The organism is Hyphomonas sp. GM-8P, from assembly GCF_003263315.1.
GTDB lineage: Bacteria > Pseudomonadota > Alphaproteobacteria > Caulobacterales > Hyphomonadaceae > Hyphomonas.
Genome location: NZ_AWFE01000138.1, coordinates 101,590 through 126,352 on the forward strand (window position 1 = coordinate 101,590; position 24,763 = coordinate 126,352).

The 24,763-nt window shown below is 63.7% G+C and carries 27 protein-coding genes; 14 read left to right on the forward strand and 13 right to left on the reverse strand.

What is annotated here, in order from left to right:
* Positions 1-20: 20 nt before the first annotated feature.
* The 5 genes from HY26_RS18515 to rpmB form a co-directional block, all read right to left on the reverse strand.
* A complete protein-coding gene (locus HY26_RS18515) occupies positions 21-701 on the reverse strand; it encodes a dienelactone hydrolase family protein (RefSeq protein ID WP_112074318.1) in 681 nt (226 codons plus the stop codon).
* A gap of 1 nt (position 702) precedes the next feature.
* The gene (gene cobS, locus HY26_RS18520) at positions 703-1,686 is read right to left on the reverse strand and encodes a cobaltochelatase subunit CobS (protein WP_112074319.1); all 984 of its coding nucleotides are present in this window, start codon (positions 1,684-1,686) and stop codon (positions 703-705) included.
* A gap of 121 nt (positions 1,687-1,807) precedes the next feature.
* Positions 1,808-2,272 carry a DUF4440 domain-containing protein gene (locus HY26_RS18525; RefSeq protein WP_112074320.1) on the reverse strand — a complete coding sequence of 155 codons (465 nt, stop codon included), beginning with the start codon at positions 2,270-2,272 and terminating at the stop codon, positions 1,808-1,810.
* 24 nt (positions 2,273-2,296) lie between these two features.
* Positions 2,297-3,979 (reverse strand): amidohydrolase, encoded by a 1,683-nt coding sequence (locus HY26_RS18530; protein ID WP_112074321.1) that lies wholly within the window; start codon positions 3,977-3,979, stop codon positions 2,297-2,299.
* 125 nt (positions 3,980-4,104) lie between these two features.
* A complete protein-coding gene (gene rpmB / locus HY26_RS18535) occupies positions 4,105-4,389 on the reverse strand; it encodes a 50S ribosomal protein L28 (RefSeq protein ID WP_112074322.1) in 285 nt (94 codons plus the stop codon).
* Positions 4,390-4,649: 260 nt separating this feature from the next.
* Here rpmB and HY26_RS18540 point away from each other — a divergent pair, with 260 nt between their 5' ends.
* On the forward strand, positions 4,650-5,579 hold the full coding sequence (locus HY26_RS18540) for a DUF3108 domain-containing protein (RefSeq protein WP_112074345.1): 930 nt from the start codon (positions 4,650-4,652) through the stop codon (positions 5,577-5,579).
* A 13-nt stretch (positions 5,580-5,592) separates the two neighbouring features.
* Here the strand turns inward: HY26_RS18540 and HY26_RS18545 are convergent, their stop codons facing one another.
* On the reverse strand, positions 5,593-6,624 hold the full coding sequence (locus tag HY26_RS18545) for an RluA family pseudouridine synthase (protein ID WP_034760971.1): 1,032 nt from the start codon (positions 6,622-6,624) through the stop codon (positions 5,593-5,595).
* A 90-nt stretch (positions 6,625-6,714) separates the two neighbouring features.
* Here HY26_RS18545 and HY26_RS18550 point away from each other — a divergent pair, with 90 nt between their 5' ends.
* On the forward strand, positions 6,715-8,409 hold the full coding sequence (locus HY26_RS18550; RefSeq protein WP_034760969.1) for an alkaline phosphatase: 1,695 nt from the start codon (positions 6,715-6,717) through the stop codon (positions 8,407-8,409).
* Between the two features lie 12 nt (positions 8,410-8,421).
* On the opposite strand, the gene HY26_RS18555 is transcribed toward HY26_RS18550, so the two are convergent.
* The 4 genes from HY26_RS18555 to HY26_RS18570 form a co-directional block, all read right to left on the reverse strand.
* Positions 8,422-9,180: an SDR family NAD(P)-dependent oxidoreductase gene (locus tag HY26_RS18555; RefSeq protein WP_034760967.1), complete on the reverse strand. Its 759-nt coding sequence runs from the start codon at positions 9,178-9,180 to the stop codon at positions 8,422-8,424.
* Between the two features lie 5 nt (positions 9,181-9,185).
* Positions 9,186-9,491 carry a hypothetical protein gene (locus HY26_RS18560; protein ID WP_034760965.1) on the reverse strand — a complete coding sequence of 102 codons (306 nt, stop codon included), beginning with the start codon at positions 9,489-9,491 and terminating at the stop codon, positions 9,186-9,188.
* Positions 9,492-9,550: 59 nt separating this feature from the next.
* Positions 9,551-9,718: a YdcH family protein gene (locus HY26_RS18565; protein WP_034762201.1), complete on the reverse strand. Its 168-nt coding sequence runs from the start codon at positions 9,716-9,718 to the stop codon at positions 9,551-9,553.
* Positions 9,719-9,833: 115 nt separating this feature from the next.
* The gene (locus tag HY26_RS18570; protein WP_112074323.1) at positions 9,834-10,520 is read right to left on the reverse strand and encodes a GGDEF domain-containing protein; all 687 of its coding nucleotides are present in this window, start codon (positions 10,518-10,520) and stop codon (positions 9,834-9,836) included.
* Positions 10,521-10,633: 113 nt separating this feature from the next.
* Between HY26_RS18570 and purE the strand changes: the two genes are divergently transcribed.
* From purE to HY26_RS18605, 7 genes are all read left to right on the forward strand, one after another.
* Entirely contained in the window at positions 10,634-11,128 is a 495-nt protein-coding gene (gene purE / locus HY26_RS18575) for a 5-(carboxyamino)imidazole ribonucleotide mutase (protein WP_034760963.1), read from the forward strand.
* On the forward strand, positions 11,125-12,204 hold the full coding sequence (locus HY26_RS18580; RefSeq protein WP_034760960.1) for a 5-(carboxyamino)imidazole ribonucleotide synthase: 1,080 nt from the start codon (positions 11,125-11,127) through the stop codon (positions 12,202-12,204). The genes purE and HY26_RS18580 overlap by 4 nt, the downstream gene beginning before the upstream one ends.
* 16 nt (positions 12,205-12,220) lie before the next feature.
* Positions 12,221-12,976 carry a creatininase family protein gene (locus HY26_RS18585; protein ID WP_034760958.1) on the forward strand — a complete coding sequence of 252 codons (756 nt, stop codon included), beginning with the start codon at positions 12,221-12,223 and terminating at the stop codon, positions 12,974-12,976.
* Positions 12,977-13,073: 97 nt separating this feature from the next.
* Positions 13,074-13,805 carry an ABC transporter ATP-binding protein gene (locus HY26_RS18590; RefSeq protein WP_034760956.1) on the forward strand — a complete coding sequence of 244 codons (732 nt, stop codon included), beginning with the start codon at positions 13,074-13,076 and terminating at the stop codon, positions 13,803-13,805.
* Complete coding sequence (locus HY26_RS18595) at positions 13,802-14,560, forward strand: ABC transporter permease (RefSeq protein ID WP_233348555.1); 759 nt, start codon at positions 13,802-13,804, stop codon at positions 14,558-14,560. The genes HY26_RS18590 and HY26_RS18595 overlap by 4 nt, the downstream gene beginning before the upstream one ends.
* A 1-nt stretch (position 14,561) precedes the next feature.
* Positions 14,562-16,460, forward strand: a complete 1,899-nt coding sequence (locus HY26_RS18600; RefSeq protein ID WP_112074324.1) for a GldG family protein — start codon at positions 14,562-14,564, stop codon at positions 16,458-16,460.
* Positions 16,457-17,509 carry a DUF4340 domain-containing protein gene (locus tag HY26_RS18605; protein WP_112074325.1) on the forward strand — a complete coding sequence of 351 codons (1,053 nt, stop codon included), beginning with the start codon at positions 16,457-16,459 and terminating at the stop codon, positions 17,507-17,509. Before HY26_RS18600 ends, HY26_RS18605 begins: the two co-directional genes overlap by 4 nt.
* A 15-nt stretch (positions 17,510-17,524) precedes the next feature.
* Here HY26_RS18605 and HY26_RS18610 read toward each other — a convergent pair whose 3' ends face one another.
* Together HY26_RS18610 and acnA are read right to left on the reverse strand one after the other, a co-directional pair.
* Positions 17,525-18,187: a DUF1223 domain-containing protein gene (locus HY26_RS18610; protein WP_051599459.1), complete on the reverse strand. Its 663-nt coding sequence runs from the start codon at positions 18,185-18,187 to the stop codon at positions 17,525-17,527.
* Between the two features lie 121 nt (positions 18,188-18,308).
* Positions 18,309-20,996 carry an aconitate hydratase AcnA gene (gene acnA, locus HY26_RS18615; RefSeq protein ID WP_112074327.1) on the reverse strand — a complete coding sequence of 896 codons (2,688 nt, stop codon included), beginning with the start codon at positions 20,994-20,996 and terminating at the stop codon, positions 18,309-18,311.
* A 239-nt stretch (positions 20,997-21,235) separates the two neighbouring features.
* Here acnA and ccmA point away from each other — a divergent pair, with 239 nt between their 5' ends.
* Genes ccmA through HY26_RS18640 form a run of 5 tightly spaced genes read left to right on the forward strand, consistent with a single transcriptional unit; the run spans position 21,236 to position 23,911 of the window.
* Positions 21,236-21,808, forward strand: a complete 573-nt coding sequence (gene ccmA / locus HY26_RS18620; RefSeq protein ID WP_233348553.1) for a heme ABC exporter ATP-binding protein CcmA — start codon at positions 21,236-21,238, stop codon at positions 21,806-21,808.
* A complete protein-coding gene (gene ccmB / locus HY26_RS18625; protein ID WP_034760948.1) occupies positions 21,805-22,470 on the forward strand; it encodes a heme exporter protein CcmB in 666 nt (221 codons plus the stop codon). Before ccmA ends, ccmB begins: the two co-directional genes overlap by 4 nt.
* Before the next feature lie 20 nt (positions 22,471-22,490).
* Entirely contained in the window at positions 22,491-23,222 is a 732-nt protein-coding gene (ccmC, locus tag HY26_RS18630; RefSeq protein WP_034760946.1) for a heme ABC transporter permease CcmC, read from the forward strand.
* 6 nt (positions 23,223-23,228) lie between these two features.
* Positions 23,229-23,393: a heme exporter protein CcmD gene (gene ccmD / locus HY26_RS18635; protein ID WP_112074328.1), complete on the forward strand. Its 165-nt coding sequence runs from the start codon at positions 23,229-23,231 to the stop codon at positions 23,391-23,393.
* Positions 23,390-23,911: a redoxin family protein gene (locus tag HY26_RS18640; RefSeq protein WP_112074329.1), complete on the forward strand. Its 522-nt coding sequence runs from the start codon at positions 23,390-23,392 to the stop codon at positions 23,909-23,911. The genes ccmD and HY26_RS18640 overlap by 4 nt, the downstream gene beginning before the upstream one ends.
* A gap of 15 nt (positions 23,912-23,926) precedes the next feature.
* Here HY26_RS18640 and HY26_RS18645 read toward each other — a convergent pair whose 3' ends face one another.
* Positions 23,927-24,652, reverse strand: a complete 726-nt coding sequence (locus tag HY26_RS18645; protein WP_112074330.1) for a MarR family winged helix-turn-helix transcriptional regulator — start codon at positions 24,650-24,652, stop codon at positions 23,927-23,929.
* Positions 24,653-24,763: the final 111 nt, after the last annotated feature.

Genomic DNA, 24,763 nt, shown 5'->3' on the forward strand with positions numbered 1-24,763 from the left:
CTGGTGCGCCGGGGCGCAATCTAGAAGCCCGCATCGGCGGCGGCCTGGTTGAAAAGGTCGAGGGTGCGGCGGAAAGCGAGCTCGTCGGCGTGGGCGTCATGGTCGTCAGAGCGCCGCCGGGCGAAGCCGTGGCCGGCGTCATAGACATAGACCGGCACATCGCGCCTCGCCTGCTCGAACGCGCGCACGCCTTCCATCGGAATGTGCGCATCGTGCTGGCCGAAATGAACGATGGTCGGGCATCTCGGCGCCTGGTCCTTCGCGCCGGGCAAGAGGCTGCCGTAATAGCCGCTCGCGGCGGACAGGCCGTCCAGCTGACAGGCGGCGAGATAGGCCATCGACCCGCCATAGCAGAAACCGGTGATGAAGACCGGGGCCTCCAGTTCGGCGATGCAGGCCGCAATGTCCGCCATGGCGTTGTCGAGGCCGTTCGCGCGGGCATAACCGCCGCCTTCCGCGATCGCTTCCGCGGAATGGCTTTCAGTGGCGAAGCCTTTCTTCTGGCGGTCGAACATGGACGGGGCAAGCACTTCATAGCCTTCGGCAGCAAAGCGCTCGCACGCCTCGATCATGTAGGAGTTCACGCCGAAGATTTCCTGCACCAGTACCAGGCCGCCCTTGCGTGCGCCCCTGGCCGGAACATGCAGCGCATTGAACCGGAAGCCGTCACCGCTCGTCAGCTCGATGACTGTGCCGCTCATCTCAGGCCACCCGCACCATCAGGGCGCTTTCAGGCAGTTCCTCGGCGAAGCAGCGCTGGTACATCTCGGCGACCAACGGGCGTTCCAGCTCGTCACATTTGTTGAGGAAGGTCATGCGGAAGGCATGGCCGAGATTGCCGAAGATGGCGAAGTTTTCCGCCCAGGTGATCACGGTCCGCGGGCTCATCACGGTGGAGAGGTCGCCGGCCATGAAGGCGTTCCGGGTCAGGTCTGCGAGCGTCACCATCTTGGCGAGCGTGTCGTCGTCCACGCCAGTCGCCTTGGATTTCACGATCTCCACTTCGGCGTCGTGTTCCAGATAGTTCAGCGTTGTGACGATGTTCCAGCGGTCCATCTGGCCCTGGTTCAGCTGTTGCGTGCCGTGATAGAGGCCCGTCGTGTCGCCGAGGCCGACCGTGTTGGTGGTCGAGAACAGACGGAAATAAGGGTTCGGCGCGATGACACGGTTCTGGTCCAACAGGGTCAGCTTGCCTGAGCTTTCCAGAACACGCTGGATCACGAACATCACATCCGGACGGCCGGCATCATATTCGTCGAAGGTGATCGCCACCGGGCGCTGCAGCGCCCATGGCAGGATGCCTTCGCGGAATTCGGTGATCTGCTGGCCTTCCTTCAAGACGATGGCGTCCTTGCCGACCATGTCGATCCGGCTGACATGGCTGTCGAGGTTGACCCGGATCATCGGCCAGTTGAGGCGCGCGGCCACCTGTTCGATGTGGGTCGATTTCCCGGTGCCGTGATAGCCCTGCACCATGACCCGGCGGTTGTGTTCGAAGCCGGCAAGGATCGCCAGCGTCGTCTGCGGGTCGAACCGGTAGGCGTCGTCAATCTCCGGCACATATTCGGTGCGGGTCTTGAAGCCATGTACCACCATGTCCGTGTCGAGGCCGAACACCTTGCGGACATTGATTTTCTCGGTCGGTTCCAGGCCGTCCAGGGCGGTGGTGTCACTCATTACGGTCATTGCAAATATCTCAGGCTTCGGGAGGTCTATTCATACAATTAGGCTTCTAGCACGGCTACGTGTCCGGGCTAGTGCGACGTAGGGTAAATCCTGCAGCCCGCGGGAAGACGGCTCGTGGGCGCTAGCGGTCTTCCGGCGCCGGGGCGCCTGCCCCCATATCGGCAATCCACTTCCAGCTGCCATCCTCCTGGCGCTGCCAGATGGTGATGTATTTGCCGTAGGAGGCGCCCTCCTGCCCGCGCTGGGTGTAGGTGGCGTAGCCCCAGGTGTAGCCGAAATCCCCGCCCGCACCGGCTTGGGCCGCCTCTGGCGCCCATTCGATGATCATGTCGGCGGGCCATGCGGACGTCCACTCTTCAACAGCCGCCTTACCTGCGGCGGGCGCCGCCCCGGCGGGGAAGATGGTGACGTCATCGGCGGCGAACTCGACAAAGGCCGGTCCGGCGCCGATTTCCAGCGCGCGGGCAGCGAACGCCCGGTCAGCTTCCAGCAATTCCTGTTCGGTGGCGGCGGGTGTGGAAACCGTAGCACAGGCGGCAAGGCCAATCGCCGGCAGGGCGATAAGACGCTGCATCAATCGAGGCATTCGCCTCTCCTTTGAATTGTGCCCCTACTGGCCCTCAGCCGAGCTGGCATCATACACGATCTTGCCGCCCACGACAGTCATGACCGTTTTGGCATCGAGGATTTCCGCTTCCGGAACGGTCATCAGGTCGATGTCGAAGACGGTGAAGTCTGCGAGCTTGCCGGCCTCGATCGTGCCGAGGTCGTCTTCCTGGAAGGCTGCGTAAGCGGCCGAGGAGGTGAAGAGGGCGAGTGCCTGCTCGCGGGTCAGCTTCTGTTCCGGGTGCCAGCCTTCGCCTTCGAAGCCTTTGAGGTCTTTCCGGGCGACCGCAGCATAGAACTCGATCAGCGGCGAGCCGACTTCCACGGGCGCATCAGAGCCGCCCGCGACAACGGCGCCATCATCGATCAGCGCCTTCCAGGCATAGGCCCCAGCCAGACGGTCGATGCCGAGGCGGGACGGGGCGAAATGCAGGTCGCCAATGGCGTGGCTCGGCTGCATGGACGCGATCAGGCCGAGGGCACCGACGCGAGCGATATCCGTCGGGGCGAGGATCTGCGTGTGTTCGATGCGCCAGCGCTTCTCCGGCGGGTAACCGCCGGCTTCATAGATATCGAGAATGCGCTGGTTGGCGAGGTCGCCGATGGCATGGATGGCCACTTGAATACCCGACTCGTCGGCACGCTTCATGAAGTCGGCGAGGTCTTCATCGGTGATGAGGGAGAGGCCCGACGTATCCGGACGGTCGGAATAGGGCTTGATCAGTTGGGCCCCGCGCGAGCCGAGCGCGCCGTCCATGTAGAGCTTGATGGCATTGTTGGTGATCGTCGGCGCTTCGTATTCCCGAGCCGCCGCGAGAGCCATGCCCTCCTCGGTTGCATCAAAGGCGTTCCACAGGCGCAGGGGCATTTTCCCCTCCCCGGCCAGTTCCAGCATGATCGGGGCTTCATCCGGACCGACGCTCATGTTCTGCACGCCGGTCCAGCCGCGCGAGACATAGACTTTCGCGCCGGTTTCCAGCGCCCGCGCCTTGTCGGCGGCATCGGGCTTGGTCCGCAGCGGCGCGACCAGGCCCATGGCATTGTCGATCAGCATACCAGTGGCATGGCCGTCAGCGTCGCGTTCAATCGCGCCGCCGTCCGGGCTTTCCGTTTCATCGGTGATGCCGGCCGCTTCCATTGCGGCGGTGTTCACCACCATGGCGTGGCCGTCTGCGCGGGTGAGGATCACCGGATTGTCCGGGCTGACGGCATCGAGGTCTGCCGCCGACGGCATGCGGCCTTCCGGCCAGCCGGTCTCAATCCAGCCGCGGCCGAACAGCAGCACGCCCGGCTCCATGCCGACCAGTTCGGATTCGATCCGAGTCACCAGTTCGGCGATGGAGGCGGTGCCTTCCAGGCTGAGGTTCAGTTCACGTTGGCCAATCCCCATGAGGTGGGCGTGGGAATCCGTGAAACCCGGATACATGAAGCTGCCCTTGAGATCGACGAGATCGATCTCGGCCTCGTCCCAGTCCTCCGAGAGCGGCGGGGCAGTGCCGACGATGCGGCCATCCTCGCCGACCACGACGGCATCGACGGTCGGAAGGTCAGGATTTCCGGTATAGATCGTGCCGCCGGTAAAGACGGTCAGTTTCTGCGCGGGGACCGTGTCTGCCGGCTCTGCCGATTGGCCTGCGCCGCAGGCAGCGAGTGTCAGGGCGAGGGCGAGACTGGCAAAGCGCAACATTTAAGACCTCCGTTGATCAGCGGTCTTTCTCCTGCCACGCGATTTTCCAAGGGGCAAAAGAAAAGCGCGCCAAAACTGGCGCGCTGTTCCGTTTCTGCAATTTCTGCTGCAGATATGCGCAGATATCAGGCAATTGCCTTTTTGGCGATATCGCGCTTGATCTTGAGAGCCTTGGCCGACAGCGTGTCGTCCTTGGCCTTGGCCAGGAAGCCGTCGAGGCCACCCAGCTTGTCGACGGTGCGCAGAGCCGAGGCGGTGATACGCATCGGGAAGTTCTGGTTCAGCGCTTCGGAGTGAAGCGTGACGCGCACGAGGTTCGGACGGAAAATCCGTTTCGTCTTGATCTGGGAGTGGCTGACACGGTGGCCGACCATCGGCTTGGTGCCGGTAAGTTCACACTCGCGGGACATGGTCTCGCTCCAATAAATGGGTCTTATCTCGAAGGCGCGCTGTTAAAACGCCTGAGGCCTGCCTGTCAACTCCGGTGTGCGGCGAATCCTCAGTTCACAGGGCCTGTAACTGCTTGTCACAAGGTTTGACCGCAAATCCGCCCGATTAAGGCGGGAAAACGACAGGCTTGTTCAGGCAGCGTTGGCACCGGATGCCTATATATGGCTTAACTAAAGTGACCAGCCCTCCCGGCCGGTCAGGAAACGGTACAGTTCAGATGATGAAACGTTCGATCTTCCTTGCTTCCGCCGCCACACTGGCCCTGACCGGGCTCGCCACGGCGGGATGGGCCACGGCAGGCCAGGCCAGCGCCGAAAAATCGCCTGCCCCGAAGAACGCTTCGGGCGCCATCCTGACCAATGTGAAGGCCGGCACGCCGACGCGGATGGAATACGAGCTGCAGGCCAAGGCCTACATCTTCTTCATTCCGGCCACCGGCCGGGCCACGTTCACGACCGACCTGCAGCCCGATACCTACACGATCGACTCGCGCGTGAAGGTCACCGGCATCGCGGACTGGTTCGTCAATTATGACATGAACATCCATGCCGAAGGCGAAACCCGCAACAATGAGCTGAAGACCCGCACCTATGTCTCGCAGAACAAGGACGGGAAAAAGAACCGCAAGGTGGAGATGGAAATCACCGATACGGATTTCACCATGAATGCCAATCCGGTGTTCGGGAACCTTGGTGATCCGGCGGCCACAACGGAACAGGTGCTGAAGACGAACGATCCGATCACGGCGCTGATCACGTTCGCGCTGGAGCCGCGGGCGCCTGGCGCAGACCCCTGCGGCGGTCCGATCCGTATCTTCGACGGACGGCAGCTGACCTATCTGCACCTCAAAAATGCCGGCACGAAACGCGTCGACACGCCTGTCTGGACCGGCGAAGCCATCGAGTGCCATGTCACCATGGACAAGATCGCCGGCTACAAGAAGGGCGAAGCCGACAATGACAATCTGACCGGCATCGACGGCCCATTGCGCATGTGGCTCGCCCCACTGGAAAATGGCGCATCGGTGCCAATCAAGATCGCCGCCGATTCCAAGAAGATCGGCGATGTGACCCTGACGGCGAAAAAGCTGCGCTTCGAACCATTGGTCACGACCGAAGCCGCGGCCGGACAGGAGATGGCCGAAAACTAGACTGTTTTCGCCACTAAACCTTTTTGGGAAGGCGCTGCAGCGCCGCGATCAGATCGCTCATATCCTCAGGCAGAGGCGCTTCGAACCGGAGCGCCTCTTTCGTTATGGGATGCACGAAGCCGAGCACGGCGGCATGCAGCGCCTGACGCGGAAAGGCGCGCGCCGCATCGAAGCCGGCATCGCGCCCCGGCCCTGAGCCCAGCGCCGAGACGCCCTTGTGGCGGCCATAGACCGGATCGCCGACCAGAGGCGTACCGATATGCGCCATGTGCACACGGATCTGGTGGGTGCGCCCGGTTTCCAGACGGCACTCGACGAGCGCGGCTGACGGGAAATTCGTGCCCTTCTCTCGGATGCCGAAGGTTTCCAGCGTCTTGTAGTGCGTCACCGCATGGCGCCCGAACCCGGCCTCCGGATTCTTGACCACGGCCATCTTCTTCCGGTCCCCGCTGGAGCGGGCGATATGCTCGTCCACGGTCCCCTGCGAAGGCCGGGGGGCGCCGCGCGTGACGGCGAGGTAGGCGCGTTCGATATCATGCGAGCTGAAAAGCGCCGAAAGGCCCTGATGGGCCTGTTCCGTCTTGGCGGCGACCAGCACGCCGGTCGTCAGCTTGTCGATTCGGTGCACAATGCCCGGCCGCTCCACCCCGCCAATGCCGGAAAGCTGGCCCTTGCAATGATGGAGCAGTGCATTGACCAGCGTCCCGTCCGGGCTGCCGGGCGCCGGGTGCACGGCCATGCCGGACGGCTTGTTGATGACGATCAGATACTCGTCCTCAAACAGCACGTCGAGCGGGATGTCCTGTGGCTCGGGCTCTGCCGCCACCGGTTCCGGCACGGCGACCGCGTATTCGGCCCCAGCAATGACCGGCTTTTTCGGATTGGTCTCGGCCGCGCCGTCCATCGTGACCGCCCCCTCCAGGATCAGGGCTTTCAGGCGCGAACGCGACAGGTCCTCCGCCGCAGCGGCGAGGAAAACATCGAGCCGTTTGCCGGCATCGTCCGGGGCGGCGGTGAAGGTCAGTCGGTGGATCGGGCGGGTCATCGCGCGGCTTATAGACGAAAGCGGAGGCGCGCGTCATGCTATTGTCTCGAACCGGCGCTAGACCGGCCCCGCCCAGTTGGAGGATATCCCATGACAAACGTCACACGCCGCGGCCTGCTTGGTGCTGCCGCCACAGGAACACTCAGCCTTGCTGCTTGCGCGACCTCCGCTGCCAAGACCGGCCCGTCCGGTTACGCCGGCGAGGTGGAATTCCTCCACGGTGTCGCCTCCGGTGACCCGCTGACCGACCGCGTCATCCTGTGGACGCGCGTGACGCCGAAGTCCGGCGACGGGGCGATCCCGGTGAAATACGAAGTGTTCGGCCAGGACGGCGCCCTCGTGGCCTCCGGCATGCTGAGCGCAGATGCCGCGCATGACTTCTGCGTCAAGGCCGACGCGAAAGGCCTGAAGCCTGCCACCACCTACACCTACAAATTCACCGCCCTGACAGAAGGCGGCGATGTCGCCTCCCCCACCGGGCGCACGCGCACGACGGCCGCTTCAGGCGACGCACCGGTGAAGATGATCGTCATCTCCTGCTCCAACTGGCAGTTCGGCCAGTTCAATGCCTACAAGGCCCTGTCGGAAGAGCCAGACCTCGACGTGATCCTGCACCTGGGCGACTATATTTATGAATACGGCATCGACGGCTATGGCAGCGAAGTGGCCGAAAAGCTCGGCCGCCTGCATGATCCGGTGACGGAATGTATCACGTTGGCCGACTACCGCCTGCGCCATGCCCAGTACAAGTCCGACCCGAACCTGCAGGCTGCCCATGCGGCGGCCCCGTGGATCTGCACCTGGGACGACCATGAAAGCGCGAATGATTCCTACCGTACGGGCGCACAGAACCATAATCCGGAAAACAATGAAGGCAGCTGGTCTGACCGGAAGATGGCCGCTATCCAGGCCTATTTCGAATGGATCCCGGTGCGCGAGCCGGAGCCCGGCAAGATCACCTCTGCCGTCTGGCGCAGCTTCGAATTCGGCGACGTCGCCACCGTCCACGCGCTGGAGTCCCGCCTGACCGGCCGGTCGCCGGAGCTTGAATGGTATTCCGTCCTCGCCGGTAATCCGTCTCAGGAAGAAATGATGGCCCGCATCGAGGCGAAAGTGGCCGAAGTCAATGATCCTGCCCGCACGATGCTCGGCGCCGAACAGGAAGTCTGGCTGGAAGGCGAGCTTGGCAAGTCCGTCTCCGCCGGCAAGACTTGGCAGGTGCTGGCCAATCAGGTGATCATGGCCAAGGTCGCCCTGCCGAACATGGGCGAAGTTCTGACGCCGGAACAGATCGCCGCACAGGACAGCCCCTATGTCGAAGGCATGGTCGGCTTCTCCGCCCTCGGCCTGCCGTTCAACCTCGATGCCTGGGACGGTTTCCCGGCCGCCCGAGAACGCCTCTATGCTTCAGCCGAGAAGACCGGCGCGCGCCTCGTCACCGTGACCGGCGACACGCACACGGCCTGGGCCAACACGCTGTATGATGCCAAGGGCGATCAGCGCGGCGTGGAGTTCGGCTGCACCTCGATCACCTCGCCGGGCATGGGCTCTGTCGTCAAGGATGTCCCGAATCTCGGCGAGCTGTTGGCAGATGCCAACAAGGAAGTCGACTGGTACGATCCGTTCGGTCACGGCTATATCGTCATGACCCTGACGCCGGATACAGCGCATGCGGAATATAAGAAGGTGTCCTCCATCCTGTCGACGGAATGGTCGCTGGAATCGGTTGCCGCTTGGAAGGCAACAGCAGAAGACGGCGGCATGTCGGGCCTGATGCCCGCCTGATCAAACGCCTGATCAGTCCAGAATGCCGGCGAGGCCCGAGCGTCCCCCATCGAGGCGCAACACCTCGCCGGTAATGATGGCCGCTTCCGGCGATGCCAGGAAGGCAGCCGAATCAGCGATCTCATCGGCCAGCGCCGCCCGGCCAAGGGGTGTGCGCTTGCCCGTCCATGTTTCCATTTTCTCCTCCCGCGGACGGATCGCAACGATCGCGTTCACGCGGATGCCTGCCTCGGCAAGGTCCAGCGACCCGGCCCGCATCACGCCCAGCACACCGGCCTGCGTCACGGATTCAGTGAAGCGGCCCGGCATCGTCGCCAGCGCAGAATAGGACAGAACGAAAGTAACCGTGCCGCGCTGGCGGATGCGCTCTGCGCCGGAAGTCGGCAGGTCGGCCTGTTCCTCGATCCGCTCGGAGAAGACTTTCAGACATTGAGCGGCGCCTCGGACCGTCTTGGCCAGCGCCTTGTCGAACTTCTCCTGAGAGAAGTCGTGAATGGAATCGGGATCTTCGATACTGGGGATGACGATCAGATTGTCGATCCGGCCGAAACCTTCCACCGCCGCGGCCACGGCATTGCGCAGGCCAAGCTTCGTGTGCAGGTCTCCCAGATGCAGGAGCACTTTCTCCGGCATCGCATTCTGGGCCGTCAGCAGGCGGTCGCCGCTGGAATCAGCAGCCAGCACATTGTGGCCAAGTTCATGGAAGCGGCGCGCAACCGCATCGCCGACCTCGCGGCCAAGGCCCAGAATGGCGGTGACGGGTGATCCCACGGCGATCAGTCCTCGTCCGCGCTGCGGACAGACCGCAGATCGTCACCGAGGACGGTCAGCCGGTCGTTCAGACGATGAAGCGCCGCGAGCAGCTCGGTCAACAGGCGCACGACAAGGAAGAGGAAGCCGAGCACAGCGAAGGCGCCCAGGGTTTCCAGAAAAGCACCGACGAAATGGCCGGTGAACAAGAGGCCGAGGCCGCGCAACACGGCCAGCAAGACCAGGGCGGCCAGAAGCAGGTTGAATATACCTGCGGCCTGGCGGATCGCGCCGAGGCTCAGAGATTTGTCCTGATCAAAAATGTCCCGCATGGAACCCGTCCTTTCGCCTGCTGCATTTGCCGGCGAAAGGACTCTGGTCCGTTCAGCCGTTAGCTGGCTTCAAGCCATCGCAGCTCTTCTTTAATCTTGAGTTTCTGTCGCTTGAGGTCTTTGAGGCGAAGGGTGTCGGCAGCCGGGCGTTTTTCTTCTTCTTCGATGATCTGGTCCAGCTGGCGGTGCTTGTTGGCGAGCTCACTTTTCCGGCCCTGTAGCGACATATTCGTCTCCTTCTGCATGTTAAGTGGCTGTGTCTTAACAGCAACACTTAAGCATAAGGTTGGCCCTTCGTCACCCTGATCTCAAATGAATCCTCCTTCAGAATCAGTCTCCGCTTCAAGCGCGGGCAGAACGCCCGCTTTTTCTGTTCGCTTTTTGCGCAAACATAGCCTGATCGGCCCGTGCAATCAGGTGCCCGGCATCTTCTCCGGGCTGCCAGGCCACCACGCCGCAGGATGCCCCAATGCGCAAACTCCGGTCCGGCGCATCGTCAGCGCCGCGCACCGTCAGGGCATCGATCCGCTCGGTCAACTGGGCAGCCTTGCGTTCCGAATCGGCCAGAGTCGCTTGTGACAGCACGATGCCGAACTCGTCTCCGCCGAGCCGGCCGACAATGTCTGTATCGCGCGTCAGGCTGAGCAGGATCTCCGACACTTTCAGCAGGACTGCATCGCCTGTGGCGTGGCCGAAAATGTCGTTCACCGGCTTGAAATGGTCGAGATCGGTGAAAATCAGGCTGAGCGGCGTGCCGAAACGGCTTGCCAGCGCGATCTCGCGGCGGACTTCGCGCTCGAAGGCGCGGCGGTTGAACATCGGGCAGAGGGTATCATGGTCGGCCAGCAATTCGGCCTCCGACAGGGCCTTGCGGGCGCTGGCCAGCTCCTCGCGTAGCGAAATGACCTCATCGCACAGCGCCTCGATGGCGGCGCGTGTTTGCCGGTCCGTGCTGTCCAGATCGACACCGAGGATGTCGATCAGCGCCCGCCGCCGGTCTGCCTGCACATGGAAGCCATCATCTGCCATTTCCTGACGATACGTGCAGTCAGGCCCCTTGTGGAGCGAGTTCACCCAGCAGGCGGCAGTTGACGAGGCAAGCCGCCTGCATATGGTGCGCGCTTTCCGCCAGCGAGGATGCCATGGCAACAAGCGAATCCCCCAAGGTCGGCATCATCATGGGCAGTCAGTCGGACTGGCCGGTGATGAAGGAAGCCGCTCGCCTTCTGGGCGAACTCGGCGTCACCTATGAAGCCCGGATTGTCTCGGCTCACAGGACGCCCGACAGGCTGGTGAGCTATGCCAAGGGCGCAAAGGCAAGAGGCCTGAAAGTGATCATCGCGGGCGCCGGCGGCGCAGCCCACCTGCCCGGCATGGCCGCCTCGATGACCCCCCTGCCCGTTCTTGGCGTTCCGGTTCAGTCGAAAACCCTGTCCGGCCTCGACAGCCTGCTCTCGATTGTCCAGATGCCGCGCGGCGTACCTGTCGGCACCCTCGCCATCGGTGAGGCCGGCGCCGTAAATGCCGGTATCATGGCCGCCTCCATCGTGGCGCTGGAAGACGATGCCGTTGCCGCCAAGCTCGATGCTTACCGTCAGGCGCAGACCGATGGGGTCGGGGAGACGCCTGAGGGATGACATCTGTCGCGCCAGGCAGCGTTATCGGGATCCTCGGCGGCGGCCAGCTGGGCCGCATGCTGGCGAATGCCGCGCAGCGGCTGGGCTTCGATGTCGACATCTATTGCCCGGAAGACGATCCACCCGCCGCACGCGTTGCTCGCCATCACTGGAAAGGTGCCTATGATAACAAGGCACTACTGGCCGAGTTCGCAAAGGCCTGCGCCGTCATCACGCTGGAATTCGAGAACATCCCCGTCATCGCCGCCGACGTCATCGAGGCGACGGGCCACCACCTTTATCCCGGCGCAAAGTCGCTCGCCGTCTCGCAGGACCGGGCCGAGGAGAAGGCCTTCCTGAACGATATCGGCATCGCCACGGCGGACTATCGTGTGATCAACTCGGATCAGGACATTGCCAAGGCCCTGCCGGAGCTTGGCGGAACCGGACTGCTGAAGACCCGCCGCGACGGCTATGATGGCAAGGGCCAGGCCTGGATCCGCTCAGTCGATGACATCGCCGCCGCCTGGGCCGATGTCGGCGCCGCGCCCTGCGTGCTGGAAGCGCCTGTTCCGTTCGAGCGCGAAATCTCCGTCATCGTCGCCCGCTCCAGCCTTGGCAAGACGGCGACCTGGGCGCCGCCGCACAATGTACACAAGGATGGCATCCTTTCGACCTCCACCGTCCCCTCCGGCTTGCCGATTGCCGTGGAACAGGCCGCACGGGAGAAGGCCATCGCGCTGGTCGATGCGCTGGGTCATGTCGGCGTGCTGGCGCTGGAACTGTTCGTGCTGCCGGATGGTAGCCTGCTAGCGAACGAATTTGCGCCGCGCGTCCACAATTCCGGCCACTGGACGCCGGAAGCCTGCCAGACTGGCCAGTTCGAACAGCATATCCGCGCCATCTGCGGCTGGCCGCTGGGCGATACGCGCCGGCTGTTCGACGCCGAGATGGAAAACCTGATCGGCGAGGCAGGCAATGTCGATCCGGCCAGCCTTGCCCCCGGCGACGTGCTGACCCTTTATGGCAAGCACGAAGCCCGCCCCGGCCGCAAGATGGGCCACATCACGCGACGGCTCGCGCCCCGGAAGGCCTGAAAAGAGGACAGATCCCATGCTGCTTCCCGTCTCCACCTGGCAGGATATCGAAGCCTGGCTGCAGAAATCGCGCACCATCCTGATCCCCATCGGCTCGATGGAACAGCACGGGCCAAACGGCTTTATCGGCACTGATGCGCTCTGCCCGGAGATCATCGCCCGCCATGCAGAAGCGCAGGCGCCGCATGACCTTCTGGTCGGCCCGACCTTCTCGGTCGGCTGCGCCCAGCATCACCTCGGCTTTCCCGGCACGATCACGTTGCGCCCGACCACGATGATCGCGGCCATGGCGGACTGGACCGAAAGCCTGATGCGCCACGGCTTCGAGCGGATCTACTGGCTGAACGGCCATGGCGGGAACGTCGCAACCATCGAAGCGGCCTTCTCCGAGATCCATGCGCGGCGCAGCTTTGACCCGCGCGGCGCCGACAACCGCCCCGGCCTGACGTTGAAACTGCGCAACTGGTGGGATTTCTCGCCGGTCATGAAGCTCTGCAATGAGCTCTATCCCGTCGGCCATGGCAGCCACGCGACGGCGTCCGAAGTGTCGGTGACCTATTTCGGCTATCCGGACCGCGCGCGGCCGGAAGTCGAGATGAGCCCGAAAATCGCGCCAAACGGCAAGATCGGCGACGCGGTCCAGTACCGCCGCGACTTTCCGGATGGCCGTATCGGGTCCGACCCGACCCAGTCGAGCGCGGAAGACGGCCAGAAGATCGTCGAAGCCGCCGCTACTGCAGTTCTGGACGAGGTGAAACGCTTCGCGGCGTAATCCAACCTTACTGACAGCGTAATTTTCCGGACTCTGGCCAGATGCGGCCAAGGACGGTATCAGAATCTCTCATGATAAGAGGCGTCTGAACCAGAGAATGCTCGACATTCGCAGTCTGGAAAAAAGCTTTGGCGCCAAGCGCGCCGTGCAGGGCGTATCCTTCACGCTCGAGAAAGGCACGGTGCTCGGCTTTCTGGGGCCCAATGGCGCGGGCAAGTCCACGACCATGCGGATGATCGCCGGTGTGCTGGAGCCGGATGCGGGCGATGCGCTGATCGATGGCAAGTCCATCGTCTCCCACCGCCGGCAGGCGCAGGCGGCCCTCGGCTACCTGCCCGAAGGCGCGCCGCTCTACGAAGACATGACGCCGCCGGAATTCCTGAACTTCATGGCCGCCGCCCGGAAGATCGACCGGACGAAACGCAAGGATGCCGTCGAGCGCGCCATTGCCGATGCCCGCATCACGACCGTCGCGGGCCAGCGGATCGGATCGCTCTCCAAGGGCTATCGCCGCAGGGTAGGGCTTGCCGGGGCGATTCTGCACGACCCGCCGGTCCTCTTGCTGGACGAGCCGACCGACGGCCTCGACCCGAACCAGAAGCGCGCCGTGCGGGCCCTCATCGCCCGCATGGCGCCAACCAAGGCGATCCTGATCTCGACCCATACGCTGACCGAAGTGCCCGCCTTGTGCACGCGGGCCATCGTGATCGACCGGGGCCGCGTGGTCGCCGACGGCACACCGGCGGACTTGGCGAAGAAATCCGATGACGGATCGCTGGAAGGCGCCTTCATGCGCCTGACCGACCAGGCCGAGGCGAACGCAAGATGATGGAGTTCCTTCGCCAGCAGATGGGCGGCTTCGGCGCGACCTACCGGCGGGAGCTTGGCGCCTATTTCGCCACGCCCATGGCCTATGTCTTTCTTGCGGTGTTCCTGCTCGCCCTTGGCGTGTTCACCTGGGAAGCGGGCGGGTTTTTCGACACTGGTACTGCCGACCTTGCAACCTTCTTCGTCTGGCACCCGTGGCTCTACATGATCTTCCTGCCGGCGCTCGCCATGCGCCTCTGGGCGGATGAACAGGGCGCGGGCACGGACGAACTCCTGCTGTCGCTGCCGCTCGGTATGCCGGGCCTGGTGCTCGGCAAACTGTGTGCAGCGTGGACGGTGGCGGGCGTCGGCCTGCTGCTGACCTTCCCGATGTGGATCACCGTGAATTACCTTGGAGGGCCGGACAATACGGCCATTGCGCTGACCTATCTGGTGAGCTTCCTGATGGCGGGCGCCTATCTTTCCATTGGGTCAGCCGTTTCGGCGCTGACAGGCAGCCAGGTGACGGCCTTCGTCATCAGCGTCCTGATCGCCTTCGCCTTCACGGCGGCAGGCTGGCCGCTGGTACTCTCCACCGTGAAGGCCGTGTTCGGGACCGGCTTTGCCGACCTTGTCGCCCAATTCTCGTTCCTGACGCAGTTCGAAGGCGCCCAGCGCGGCGTGCTCGAACTCCGCTCGGTCATGTTCTTCCTCGGCTTCACCGCCTTCTGGTCCATCCTCAACGGCCTCTGGGCCGCACGGCAGAGGCTCGGCTGAGATGAAGTCGAAGCACTACCTCCTGATCGCAACGGCGCTGGTCACTGTTATTTTCGTGGCCGGAAACCTGCTGGCGCAGAAAGTGCTGACCGGCGCGCAGATCGATTTTACCGAGAACCATCTCTACTCGCTGTCGAAGGCGACGCGGGAGAAACTGTCGGACATTACCGAGCCGGTGGACGTGACGCTCGTCTATTCGCGCAGCGTCGCGCAGGATTATCCTTCCGTCCGCGCCTACGCCGCCCGCGTGCGGGAATTGCTGAAAGCCTATGAGTCCCAGTCCGGCGGATATGTCCGCGTGCGGGAGATCGACCCGACCCCCTTCTCCCCTGCCGAGGACGAAGCGCTTGCGGCAGGCATCACCGCCATCGACACGAATGGCGACGATCCGCTCTATTTCGGCATCATCGGGCACAACACGATCGATGACCAGCGCGTGATCCCGTTCCTGGCACCGGAACGCGAAGTGTCGCTTGAATATGATCTGACGCGCATGGTCTCCCGGCTGGACGATCCGGATCCGCCGCGCGTCGGCATCCTGACAACGCTGCCGGGTATGTCTGCGCCGGGCGGACAGGGTGGCTATACGTTGCTGGCGGATATCGACCGGTCCTTCGAGATCGTTCCGATTTCGGACCAGTTCCAGTCCCTGCCTGCCGATCTCGACGTGCTGCTCGTAGCGCATCCGCCGCCCCTGTCAGACCGTCAGGAATGGCTGATCGACCAGTTCGTTCTGCGCAAGGGCCGGGCGGTCTTCCTCGTCGATCCCGCGGCGAAGACCGCTGTCGGACAGGGCCTGTTCGACATGCCGGACGCCGAAGCACGCTCCGATCTCGGCAAGCTCGGCGAATCCTGGGGCATCACCCTGTCGCATGATGCGGTGGCCGATGCGGCCGGTGCCTTGCCTGTGCCGGTCGACACCGGCGACGGACGGATCGAGGAACAGGCCCATCCCCTGTTCATTGGCGCACCAGCCGGCGACATGAATCAGGACGATCTGATCACGGCAGACCTGACGCGCGTGGTGAACTTCGGCGCGCCCGGCGCACTGGTCGTCTCGGAACTGCCAACCTCCATGACCTTCTCTCCGCTGATCGAGACAGGCCCCAGCCCCTCTTACATCGACGCCGAAAAAGCCGTGCGCGATATCACCCCGTCAGACACGCTGAAATCCTATCAGACGCAGCCCGGCCCGCTGGTGCTGGCCGCGCGACTTTCCGGGCATCTGGCAACGGCTTTCCCGGCCGGTGCCCCGGCATTGGACGAGCCGTCCGACCCCGTCATGGCAGAACTTGCCCGAGCCGATGCCGCCAATGCACCGCCCCATATCTCCGCCAGCGAAACAGACGCCGAGCTTGTCTTCATCGCCGACGTCGACTTCATCGCGGACGATTTCTACATCGTGCCGGGCCGGGACATTGTGGTGGCGGACAATGGCGCGCTGGTGCTGAACGCGCTGGATACACTGGCCGGCGGCGGCGAGCTTTCGCGGCTTCGGTCCCGCGCGCCGAGCCTGCGGCCCATGAAACGGATCGACGACATGCGCGCCACCGCTGAAGCGAAGTATTTCCGCCAACAGGCCGAACTGGAAGCGAGCCTCAACGAAGCACAGGGGCGGCTGGAAGAGTTGCAGGCCATCGGCTCCAACGACGGCTTCTTCGAAGGCGACGACTCCGCTGACCTGACCGATGACGAACGTACCGAACTCGCTCAGCTGCGCGAGCGGATCGTTTCCCTGCGAGGGGAACTCCGCACGATCGAACGCGACTACCGGCGCGATATCGACCGGATGGAGGCCACGCTGAAAGCGATCAATATCTGGGGCGGGCCGATCCTGATCGCGCTGGCCGGCCTGCTTGTCTGGCGCCGCCAGCAAGTGCGCGCGCGGAGGGAGTCATGACCGAACTGCGCCAGCGCCAGCGCCGCAAACGCCTGCAAATCCTCGGTGCGGCCGCCGCCGTACTGACGCTTCTGGCCGTGCTCGTGAATCTCGATTTCAAGGGCGGGCCCGCCCAGACCGGGCGGACCGGACAGCCCGTCTTGCCGGACTTTGCCGAAATCCGCGCCGAAGCCGCAGAAATCCGCGTGACGCTGGCCGACGAATCCTACCGTCTACTGAACAGTGTCGATGGCTGGACGCTCGAAGGCACGCATGGCTATCCCGTCCGCGCCGACCGGCTGGCGGACCTTGCCACCGGCCTTGGCGAACTGACCTGGGGCGAAGCACGCACGCGCGATCCGGGCAAGCTGAACCGCGTTGGTCTTGGCGATCCGCGCGAAGGCGGCACCGGCGCCCTGATCGAGTTGGCGAATGGCGATGGCGAGGTCACTGCCGCCATCATCACCGGCCGCAAGGGCGAGCATCTCTATGCCCGACGGCCGGACGAAATGCAGGCCTATCAGGTCAGCGGCGACCTGCCGCCGCTCTACAATGCGGATGCCTGGCTGGACCTCGACATTCTCGACATCAGCCCGGATGCCGTCTCGGCCGTCCGCCTGTTCGACCGGTATGGCGAGAGCCTTTACCTGCAGCGCGCCGTGGGCACGAGCGACCGCAGCTTCCGTCCGGGCCCGCCCTATCAGGATTTCCGGCTGATCAGCCGGCTCGCCGCCTCCACGCCCGCACTGGCGCTCAGCCGCTTCCAGGCGATCGGGGTAAAGCCTGCCGCGGACCTCACGACCAAATCCGTGGGCCGTCACATCACGGAGACGCATGACGGGCTGGAAGTGGAAGTGGAAGCCTATCGTGAACCGGACGGCTTCTTCGTCACACTCCGGGCGGTCGAGGCGGGCGAAGGCGCGCATCGTGGCAGCACGATCAATGACAAGGCCACAGGCTGGGCGTTCGAATTATCCGAATACGACTGGAACGATTTCACACCGCTCGTCAGCTCAATCGTCCGCCCGCCGGAAATTGCCGTGCCGGAGACGCCGGAAGAGGCGCAGTAGGCCTACTGTCCCATCCTACTGGCCCGGTGGCGGGTCCAGCGGCATCGTGGCGAGCACCGGGCCGAAGCCGGCTTCCTGCACAATCACGGCGCAATGCGAAGCGCACGCCGGCAGCGTGATCTGCGTGCGGCCACCGAGCCAGGGACCAAGTGCGGTGACCTGCGTCACCGGATGAACCATGTCGGTCGTGTTGTCAGCGCCATCCAGATAGTCGACATACCAAATGTCGGTCAGCCCATTGGCCTTGCCGCTCAGCTCCACACCATCGCCCTTGCGGACGAGCTTCACGCCTTCCGGTGTTTCCTTGCGGGCCTTGGAAATGGCCGCGTCCACCTTGCTGGGCTTGTTGCCGGGGCATTGCTCAACGCCGTTGTATACGGTTTGCGGCGTGTAGGGCCCGCGCAGTTTGAACCGGTCGACATAGGCGCGCTGGCGTTCCTTGGACTCGCCCATGGCCATCGGGTCCTTGCCGCCGAGATAGTCCCAATAGTCCACCGACCAGGTCAGGATCAGGACATCGTCACGTGCCGCATCGACCTCGCTCAAGGTCGCATGCGCCTTCGGGCAGGCCCGGCAATTCTGGGATGCGAACAGTTCGATCAGGGTCGGCGACTCCGCCATGGCGGCGGGTGCGGCGACAGGAGACAAGACAAAAAGGGCTGCGAGCAGGCGTTTCATGACGGTTCCTGTATAGATCACCCATGCGCTGACAACACAATCACACCGGTGTGAGGGCTGCAAAAAAAACCCCGCAGCGCCTGCTGCGGGGGTTTTGACTGTTATGTTCCGGTCAGCGGTCTCAGGCAGCGCCGCGGGCCAGGTTACGCAGCACGTAGTGCAGGATGCCGCCATTGCGGTAATAGTCCAGCTCGTTCTCGGTATCGATGCGGACCACCGTGTTGGCGGTGAAGGTCGTGCCGTCTTCACGGGTGATCTTCACTTCCAGCGACTGGCGCGGCTTGATGTCATTGATGCCTTCGATGGTCACCTGCTCCTTGCCGGTCAGGCCAAGGGCCTTGGCGCTTTCGCCTTCTGCGAACTCCAGCGGCAGGACGCCCATACCGATCAGGTTGGAGCGGTGGATCCGCTCGAAGCTGCCTGCGATCACGGCGCGGACGCCGAGCAGGACGGTGCCTTTGGCAGCCCAGTCACGCGAGGAGCCGTTGCCGTAGAGGTCGCCGGCGAAGATCACCAGCGGCGTGCCTTCGGCTTCGTACTTCATGGCGGCATCATAGATCGCCATCTGTTCGCCGTCCGGATAGTGGACCGTCACGCCGCCTTCGACGCCCGGCACCATCTGGTTCTTGATACGGATGTTGGCGAAGGTGCCGCGCATCATGACTTCATGGTTGCCGCGGCGCGAGCCGTAGGAGTTGAAGTCGAGGACCGACACCTGATGCTCCTGCAAGTAAATGCCTGCGGGGCTGGACGCCTTGATCGAACCGGCCGGCGAAATGTGGTCGGTGGTGATCGAGTCGCCGAAGACGGCGAGGACGCGGGCGTCTTTCACGTCCGTCGGCGCGTCCACATCGAGGGTCATGCCTTCGAAGTAAGGCGGGTTCTGGACATAGGTCGAGGCAGGCGGCCAGCTATAGGTCTGTCCGCCGGAAACTTCGATACCCTGCCAGTGTTCGTCGCCCTTGAAGACGTCGGAATAACGCTCGGCGAACATTTCCGGCGTCACGGCCTTCGCCATGATCTCGGCAATCTCGTGCGAGGTCGGCCAGATGTCTTTCAGGTAGACGTCGTTGCCATTCTTGTCGGTGCCGATCGGATCCTTGGTCAGGTTCTTGCGCAGCGTGCCGGCGATGGCATAGGCGACGACCAGCGGCGGCGAAGCGAGATAGTTCGCCTTGATGTCCGGGCCGATCCGGCCTTCGAAGTTCCGGTTACCCGAGAGCACCGAGCAGGACACGAGGTCGCCATCCGCGATGGCTTTCGCCAGCGGCGCATCCAGCGGGCCGGAGTTGCCGATACAGGTTGTGCAGCCATAGCCGACGAGGTTGAAGCCGAGCGCGTTCAGGTCATCGGTCAGGCCGGCCTTGTCGAGATAGTCGGTCACGACCTGCGATCCGGGCGCGAGCGACGTCTTCACCCAAGGTTTGCGGGTCAGGCCCAGTTCGTTCGCCTTCTTCGCCACGAGGCCGGCAGCGATCAGCACGGACGGGTTCGACGTGTTGGTACAGGATGTGATGGCGGCGATGAACACGTCACCATGGGTGACGGTGTAGTCTTCGCCTTCCACTTTCACCGGCTCAGCAGCGTCAGAGGCCTTGCCGAATTCTTTCGACATGGCTTCGGCGAATGCGATGTCGCCTTCGGAGAGGAGCACGCGGTCCTGCGGGCGTTTCGGGCCGGAGATGGACGGCACAACGGCGCTGAGGTCCAGTTCCAGCGTGTCGGTGAAGACCGGCTCGGCCTGTTCCGGACGCCAGTAGCCCTGTGCCTTGGCATAAGCTTCGACAAGGGCAACGCGGTCTGCATCGCGACCGGTGTTGCTGAGATATTTCACCGTGTCATGGTCGACCGGGAAGAAGCCGCAGGTCGCGCCGTATTCCGGGGCCATGTTGGAGATGGTTGCCTGGTCTTCGAGGGTCAGGTTCGAGAGGCCCGGGCCATAGAATTCGACGAATTTGCCGACAACGCCCTTCTGGCGGAGCATCTGCACGACCGTCAGCACGAGGTCGGTTGCCGTGGCGCCTTCGGCCATCTTGCCGTCAAGGCGGAAGCCGATGACTTCCGGGATCAGCATGGAGACCGGCTGGCCGAGCATGGCGGCTTCAGCCTCGATCCCGCCGACGCCCCAGCCGAGCACGGACAGGCCATTGATCATGGTCGTGTGCGAGTCGGTGCCGACGCAGGTATCCGGGTAAGCAACGGTTTCGCCGTCTTCTTCCTTCGTCCAGACGGTCTGGCCGAGATATTCAAGGTTCACCTGGTGGCAGATGCCGGTGCCGGGCGGCACGACGCGGAAATTCTTGAATGCGGTCGACCCCCAGCGCAGGAACTCGTAGCGCTCCTGGTTGCGCTGGTATTCGATTTCGACGTTTTTCTTGAAGCTGTCCGGGCCGGCGAAGCTGTCGACCATGACCGAGTGGTCGATGACGAGATCCACCGGGACCTGCGGGTTGATGGCTTCAGCCGAGGCGCCGAGCTTCTGGGCGGCGTCGCGCATGGCGGCAAGGTCGACCACGGCGGGAACGCCGGTGAAGTCCTGCATCAGCACGCGGGCCGGACGGTAGGCGATCTCGTGATCATCCTTGCCCTTGTTGTCGAGCCATTTCTTGAACGCGAGAATGTCGTCCTTGGTGACGGTCTTGCCGTCTTCGAAGCGCAGCATGTTTTCCAGCAGCACTTTCAGCGAGGCCGGAAGGCGGGAAACATCGCCAAGTCCGTTCTCGGCGGCAGCCTCGATGGAGAAGTAGGTGTAGGTCTTGCCACCAGCGGTGAGCGTGCGTTTGGAATTAAAGCTGTCGAGGGACGGCATGGGAGGGGAACCTCGCGTCTAAGATGTGAATCCGGGGCCGCCGGGCGGAATGGGCGGCGCGTGCCCGTCTCATATAAGGCTGGAGGCGCTGACGCAATTGGGACAAAGGGACTATCCTGCAGCGCCTGAACCGATAAAACGTGCGTTCTAACAGGCAGGTAGGAGATCCTGATGGGCCCACACGCGCCATTTTCCCTTCATTTGCGCCATTCCCGGCGCGGAAACGGGTGCGGCGCGGCGTGACGGAGCCCCTGCTCTCTGCCAATGGCCTCGGCATGATTCGGGGCGAAAGAGTGCTGTTTACCGGCGTCGGCCTATCGGTGGCGCCGGGAGAGAGCCTCGTCCTGCGCGGCTCGAACGGCGCAGGCAAGACGACCCTGCTGCGCATTCTGGCCGGGCTGACCCGGCCTGAAGCAGGCGAGGTCACCCGCAACGGCCTGCATCACTGGTTCGCCCATCGCGAAGGCCTGAAGCCGCACGAGACCCCGCGTACACATCTTGGACTCTGGGCCAAGGCCTGGGGCTCGGATTCTGATCTGGACTCAGTGCTTGTCCAAATGGGCCTGAAACGCCCGGCTGATGTGCCGGCCCGCTATCTCTCTGCCGGGCAGCGTCGCCGCACGGCCCTTGGCCGCCTTCTGCTGGAGAAGCGGCCGATCTGGATGTTGGACGAACCCTATACCGCGCTCGATGCCGAAGGCCGGGACCTGGTGCTGGAACTGATCGAGGATCATCTGAAGTCCGGTGGCGGCATGATTGCGGCCATTCATGGCGAATCCGGCTTCGTGCCGACCAATGAGGTCGTGTTGTGAGGCCTGCTCCGATCCTCTCTGCCTTCCGGCAGGCGCTGGGTGAGGCCTGGGCAGGCGGCGCTGGGGCGCTGCTGCCGCTCGGCTTTTTTGCGGGCGCCGCTGTTCTGGTCCCGCTCGGCATCGGGACGGACCCGCAGACGCTGCGTGCTGTCGGGCCCGGCATTCTCTGGGTGGCGCTCGCGCTCTCCAGCCTCGTCACGCTGGAGCGGATCTTCCAGGCGGACACCGAAGACGGGGCGCTGGACCTCTGGCTGCAGACCGGGGCCCCTGCTTCTGCCATCGCGGGGGCGAAGACGTTCGCGCACTGGCTGGCCGCGGGCCTGCCACTGGCCCTGCTCTCCCCGCTGCTGGCACTGATGTTCCAGGCCGAGGCTTCGACAGACCTGCTGCGCAACGCAGCACTTTACGCCCTCGGCGGGCTTGCCTTCTACTTCTGGGGCGGTGTCGGCGCGGCCCTGTCGGCGACGGTGCGGCGCGGCGGCCTGTTGATCAGCCTCATCGCCCTGCCATTGTATGTGCCGACAGCCATTTTCGGAGCGCTCTCCATGACCCATGGCCCCGGCAGCGAAAGCGCGCCCTTGTTCCTTGCGGCCTCCACCCTGTTCGCCCTGGCCGTCGCGCCATTCGCCATGGCTGCAGCCTTGCGCTTGGCGGCAGACTGAGGGAGCGGTATCGCATTTCCATGTTTTCCTGGTTCGCAAATCCCCTCCGTTTCATGCGCCTGTCGAACTGGCTGGCGCCGCTTTGCTATGCGCTGGCCGTTCTGCTGATCGGCTGGGGCCTGTGGCAGGGCCTCTGGATGGTTCCGAAGGACGACTATCAGGGCGGGGACATCATGCGTGTGATGTTCATCCACGTGCCCGCTGCCTGGCTGGCCATGGCGAGCTACATGGCGATGGCGGTGATGAGCTTCATCTGGTTCATCTGGCGTCATGAAGTGGCGGATATTGCCGCAAAATCCATCGCCCCGCTGGGCGCCGTGTGGACGGCGATCTGCCTTGCGACCGGATCGATCTGGGGCAAGCCGACCTGGGGCACCTGGTGGCAATGGGACGATGCACGGATGATGTCGGTCCTCTTCATGTTCTTCCTGTTCCTCGGCTACATGGCGCTGCGCGCCTCCATGGACACGCGCCAGAAAGCCGCCCGTGCCGGCGCCATTCTCGCCATGGTGGGCGCGATCAATGTGCCGCTCATCAAATTCTCCGTGGACCTCTTCACCTCGCTCCACCAGGATTCGAGCGTTCTCACCGCAGACGGACCGAAGATGGCCGCGGTCTACCTTTGGCCCCTGCTGGCGAGCGGCCTTGGCCACACCCTGCTCTTCGCCGGCCTGACCCAGACGCTGATGCGCGCCGAGATCTGGGACCGGCGCACGGCGCAGGCGAATGCGAAACTGATGGCGGAGGGCTGAGGGATCATGATGCCGGATTTCGACAAGAATGCCGTCTTCATCTGGGCCTGCTACGGCATCGGCGCGATCGGCCTGAGCCTGACCATCCTGATCGTCACCCTACGGGCGAAAGCCTCGCAGGCAAAAATGCAGCGGGCCGAAGCGCGCCTGCGCGGAGATGACGCAGCATGAAACGCTGGCTTGCCGCCATTCCGGTCACGGCGCTTGTGCTTTTTGCGGGCCTTGCGGGCTGGGAACTCACCCATCCGGAGAAAGGCGACTTCGAACGCATCTCCCGCGCTGCGCCGGACCGCAGCTTCGAGCGGCTTGAGGGCGGTACGCTGAGTTTTGCCCCCACACCCACCGGGGAAACGATCGCGGTGAACCTGTTTGCCAGCTGGTGCGCCCCGTGCGAGGCTGAGCATCCGCGCCTGACGGCGCTGGGCGAGGCCCATCCGGGGCAGGTTTATGGCGTGTTATACAAGGATACACCGGCCAATGGACGCAAGTTCCTTGAGGAGCTTGGCAATCCGTACGCCGATATCGTGATGGATCCGGATGGTCAGGGCGGACTGGACTTCGGCCTGACAGGTGTGCCGGAAACCTTTGTGATCTCAGCCGATGGCGAGATTCTGGAGCATATTTCCGGGCCGCTGGACGCTGACTCGGTGAAACGGGTGGGCGAGGCGCTCAGCGCGCCCCGCCCCTGAACCCTTTAAGCCAGATTACTTCTTCTTGGCTTTGCGAGCGGCCGGCTTCTTGGCCGGCGCTTTTTTCACGGCCGGTGCCTTTGCAGCAGCAGCGGCTTTCTTCGGTGCAGCCTTTTTAGGAGCGGCTTTTTTCGGAGCGGCCTTCTTGGCGGCCGGCTTTGCAACAGCAGCTTTCTTCGGTGCAGCGGCTTTTTTGGCAGCCGGCTTCTTGGCCGGGGCCTTCTTCGCAGCCGGAGCTTTCTTGGCCGGAGCCTTCTTCGCCGGAGCTTTCTTCGGTGCAGCGGCCTTCGGAGCAGCTTTCGGTGCCGGAGCCGGCTTGGCTTCTTCTTCGGTCAGGCCGACGAGGCCGGACATCAGGGCGTCCTGCTTCACTTTGGCGAGGCCGGAAAACAGGGCAGCGTCAGCAGCCTGGACAGCCGGAAGGGCCTTATCGAGGGCTTTTTTGCCTTTTGCCGTCAGGGAGACGGACTTTGCGCGGGCGTCGGTTTTCGAAGCGGCTCGCTTGATCAGGCCACCGGTTTCCATACGGGCGACCATATCGGCCAGGGTCGAACGGTCGATGCCGGTGGCATTGACGAGATCGGACTGGCTGGCGCCTTCATTACCGTCCAGGGCTGCGAGCAGCGAGAACTGGCGCAGCGTGATGCCGGCGGAGCGGAGCGCCTTGGCGCTGTGGTTTGCAGCAGCCTGCTGAGCACGATGCAGCAGATGGCTGGGCGAAGCGTTGAGATTGAATGACATATTGGTTTACCTTTCGAGGGATGACTTAACTAGTTCGGCGGCCGACCCACCCACAAGCCCCCTAAAGCAGAGGCCCGTGTGCGGATCAATACCCCTTTCTTAGAACGCGAT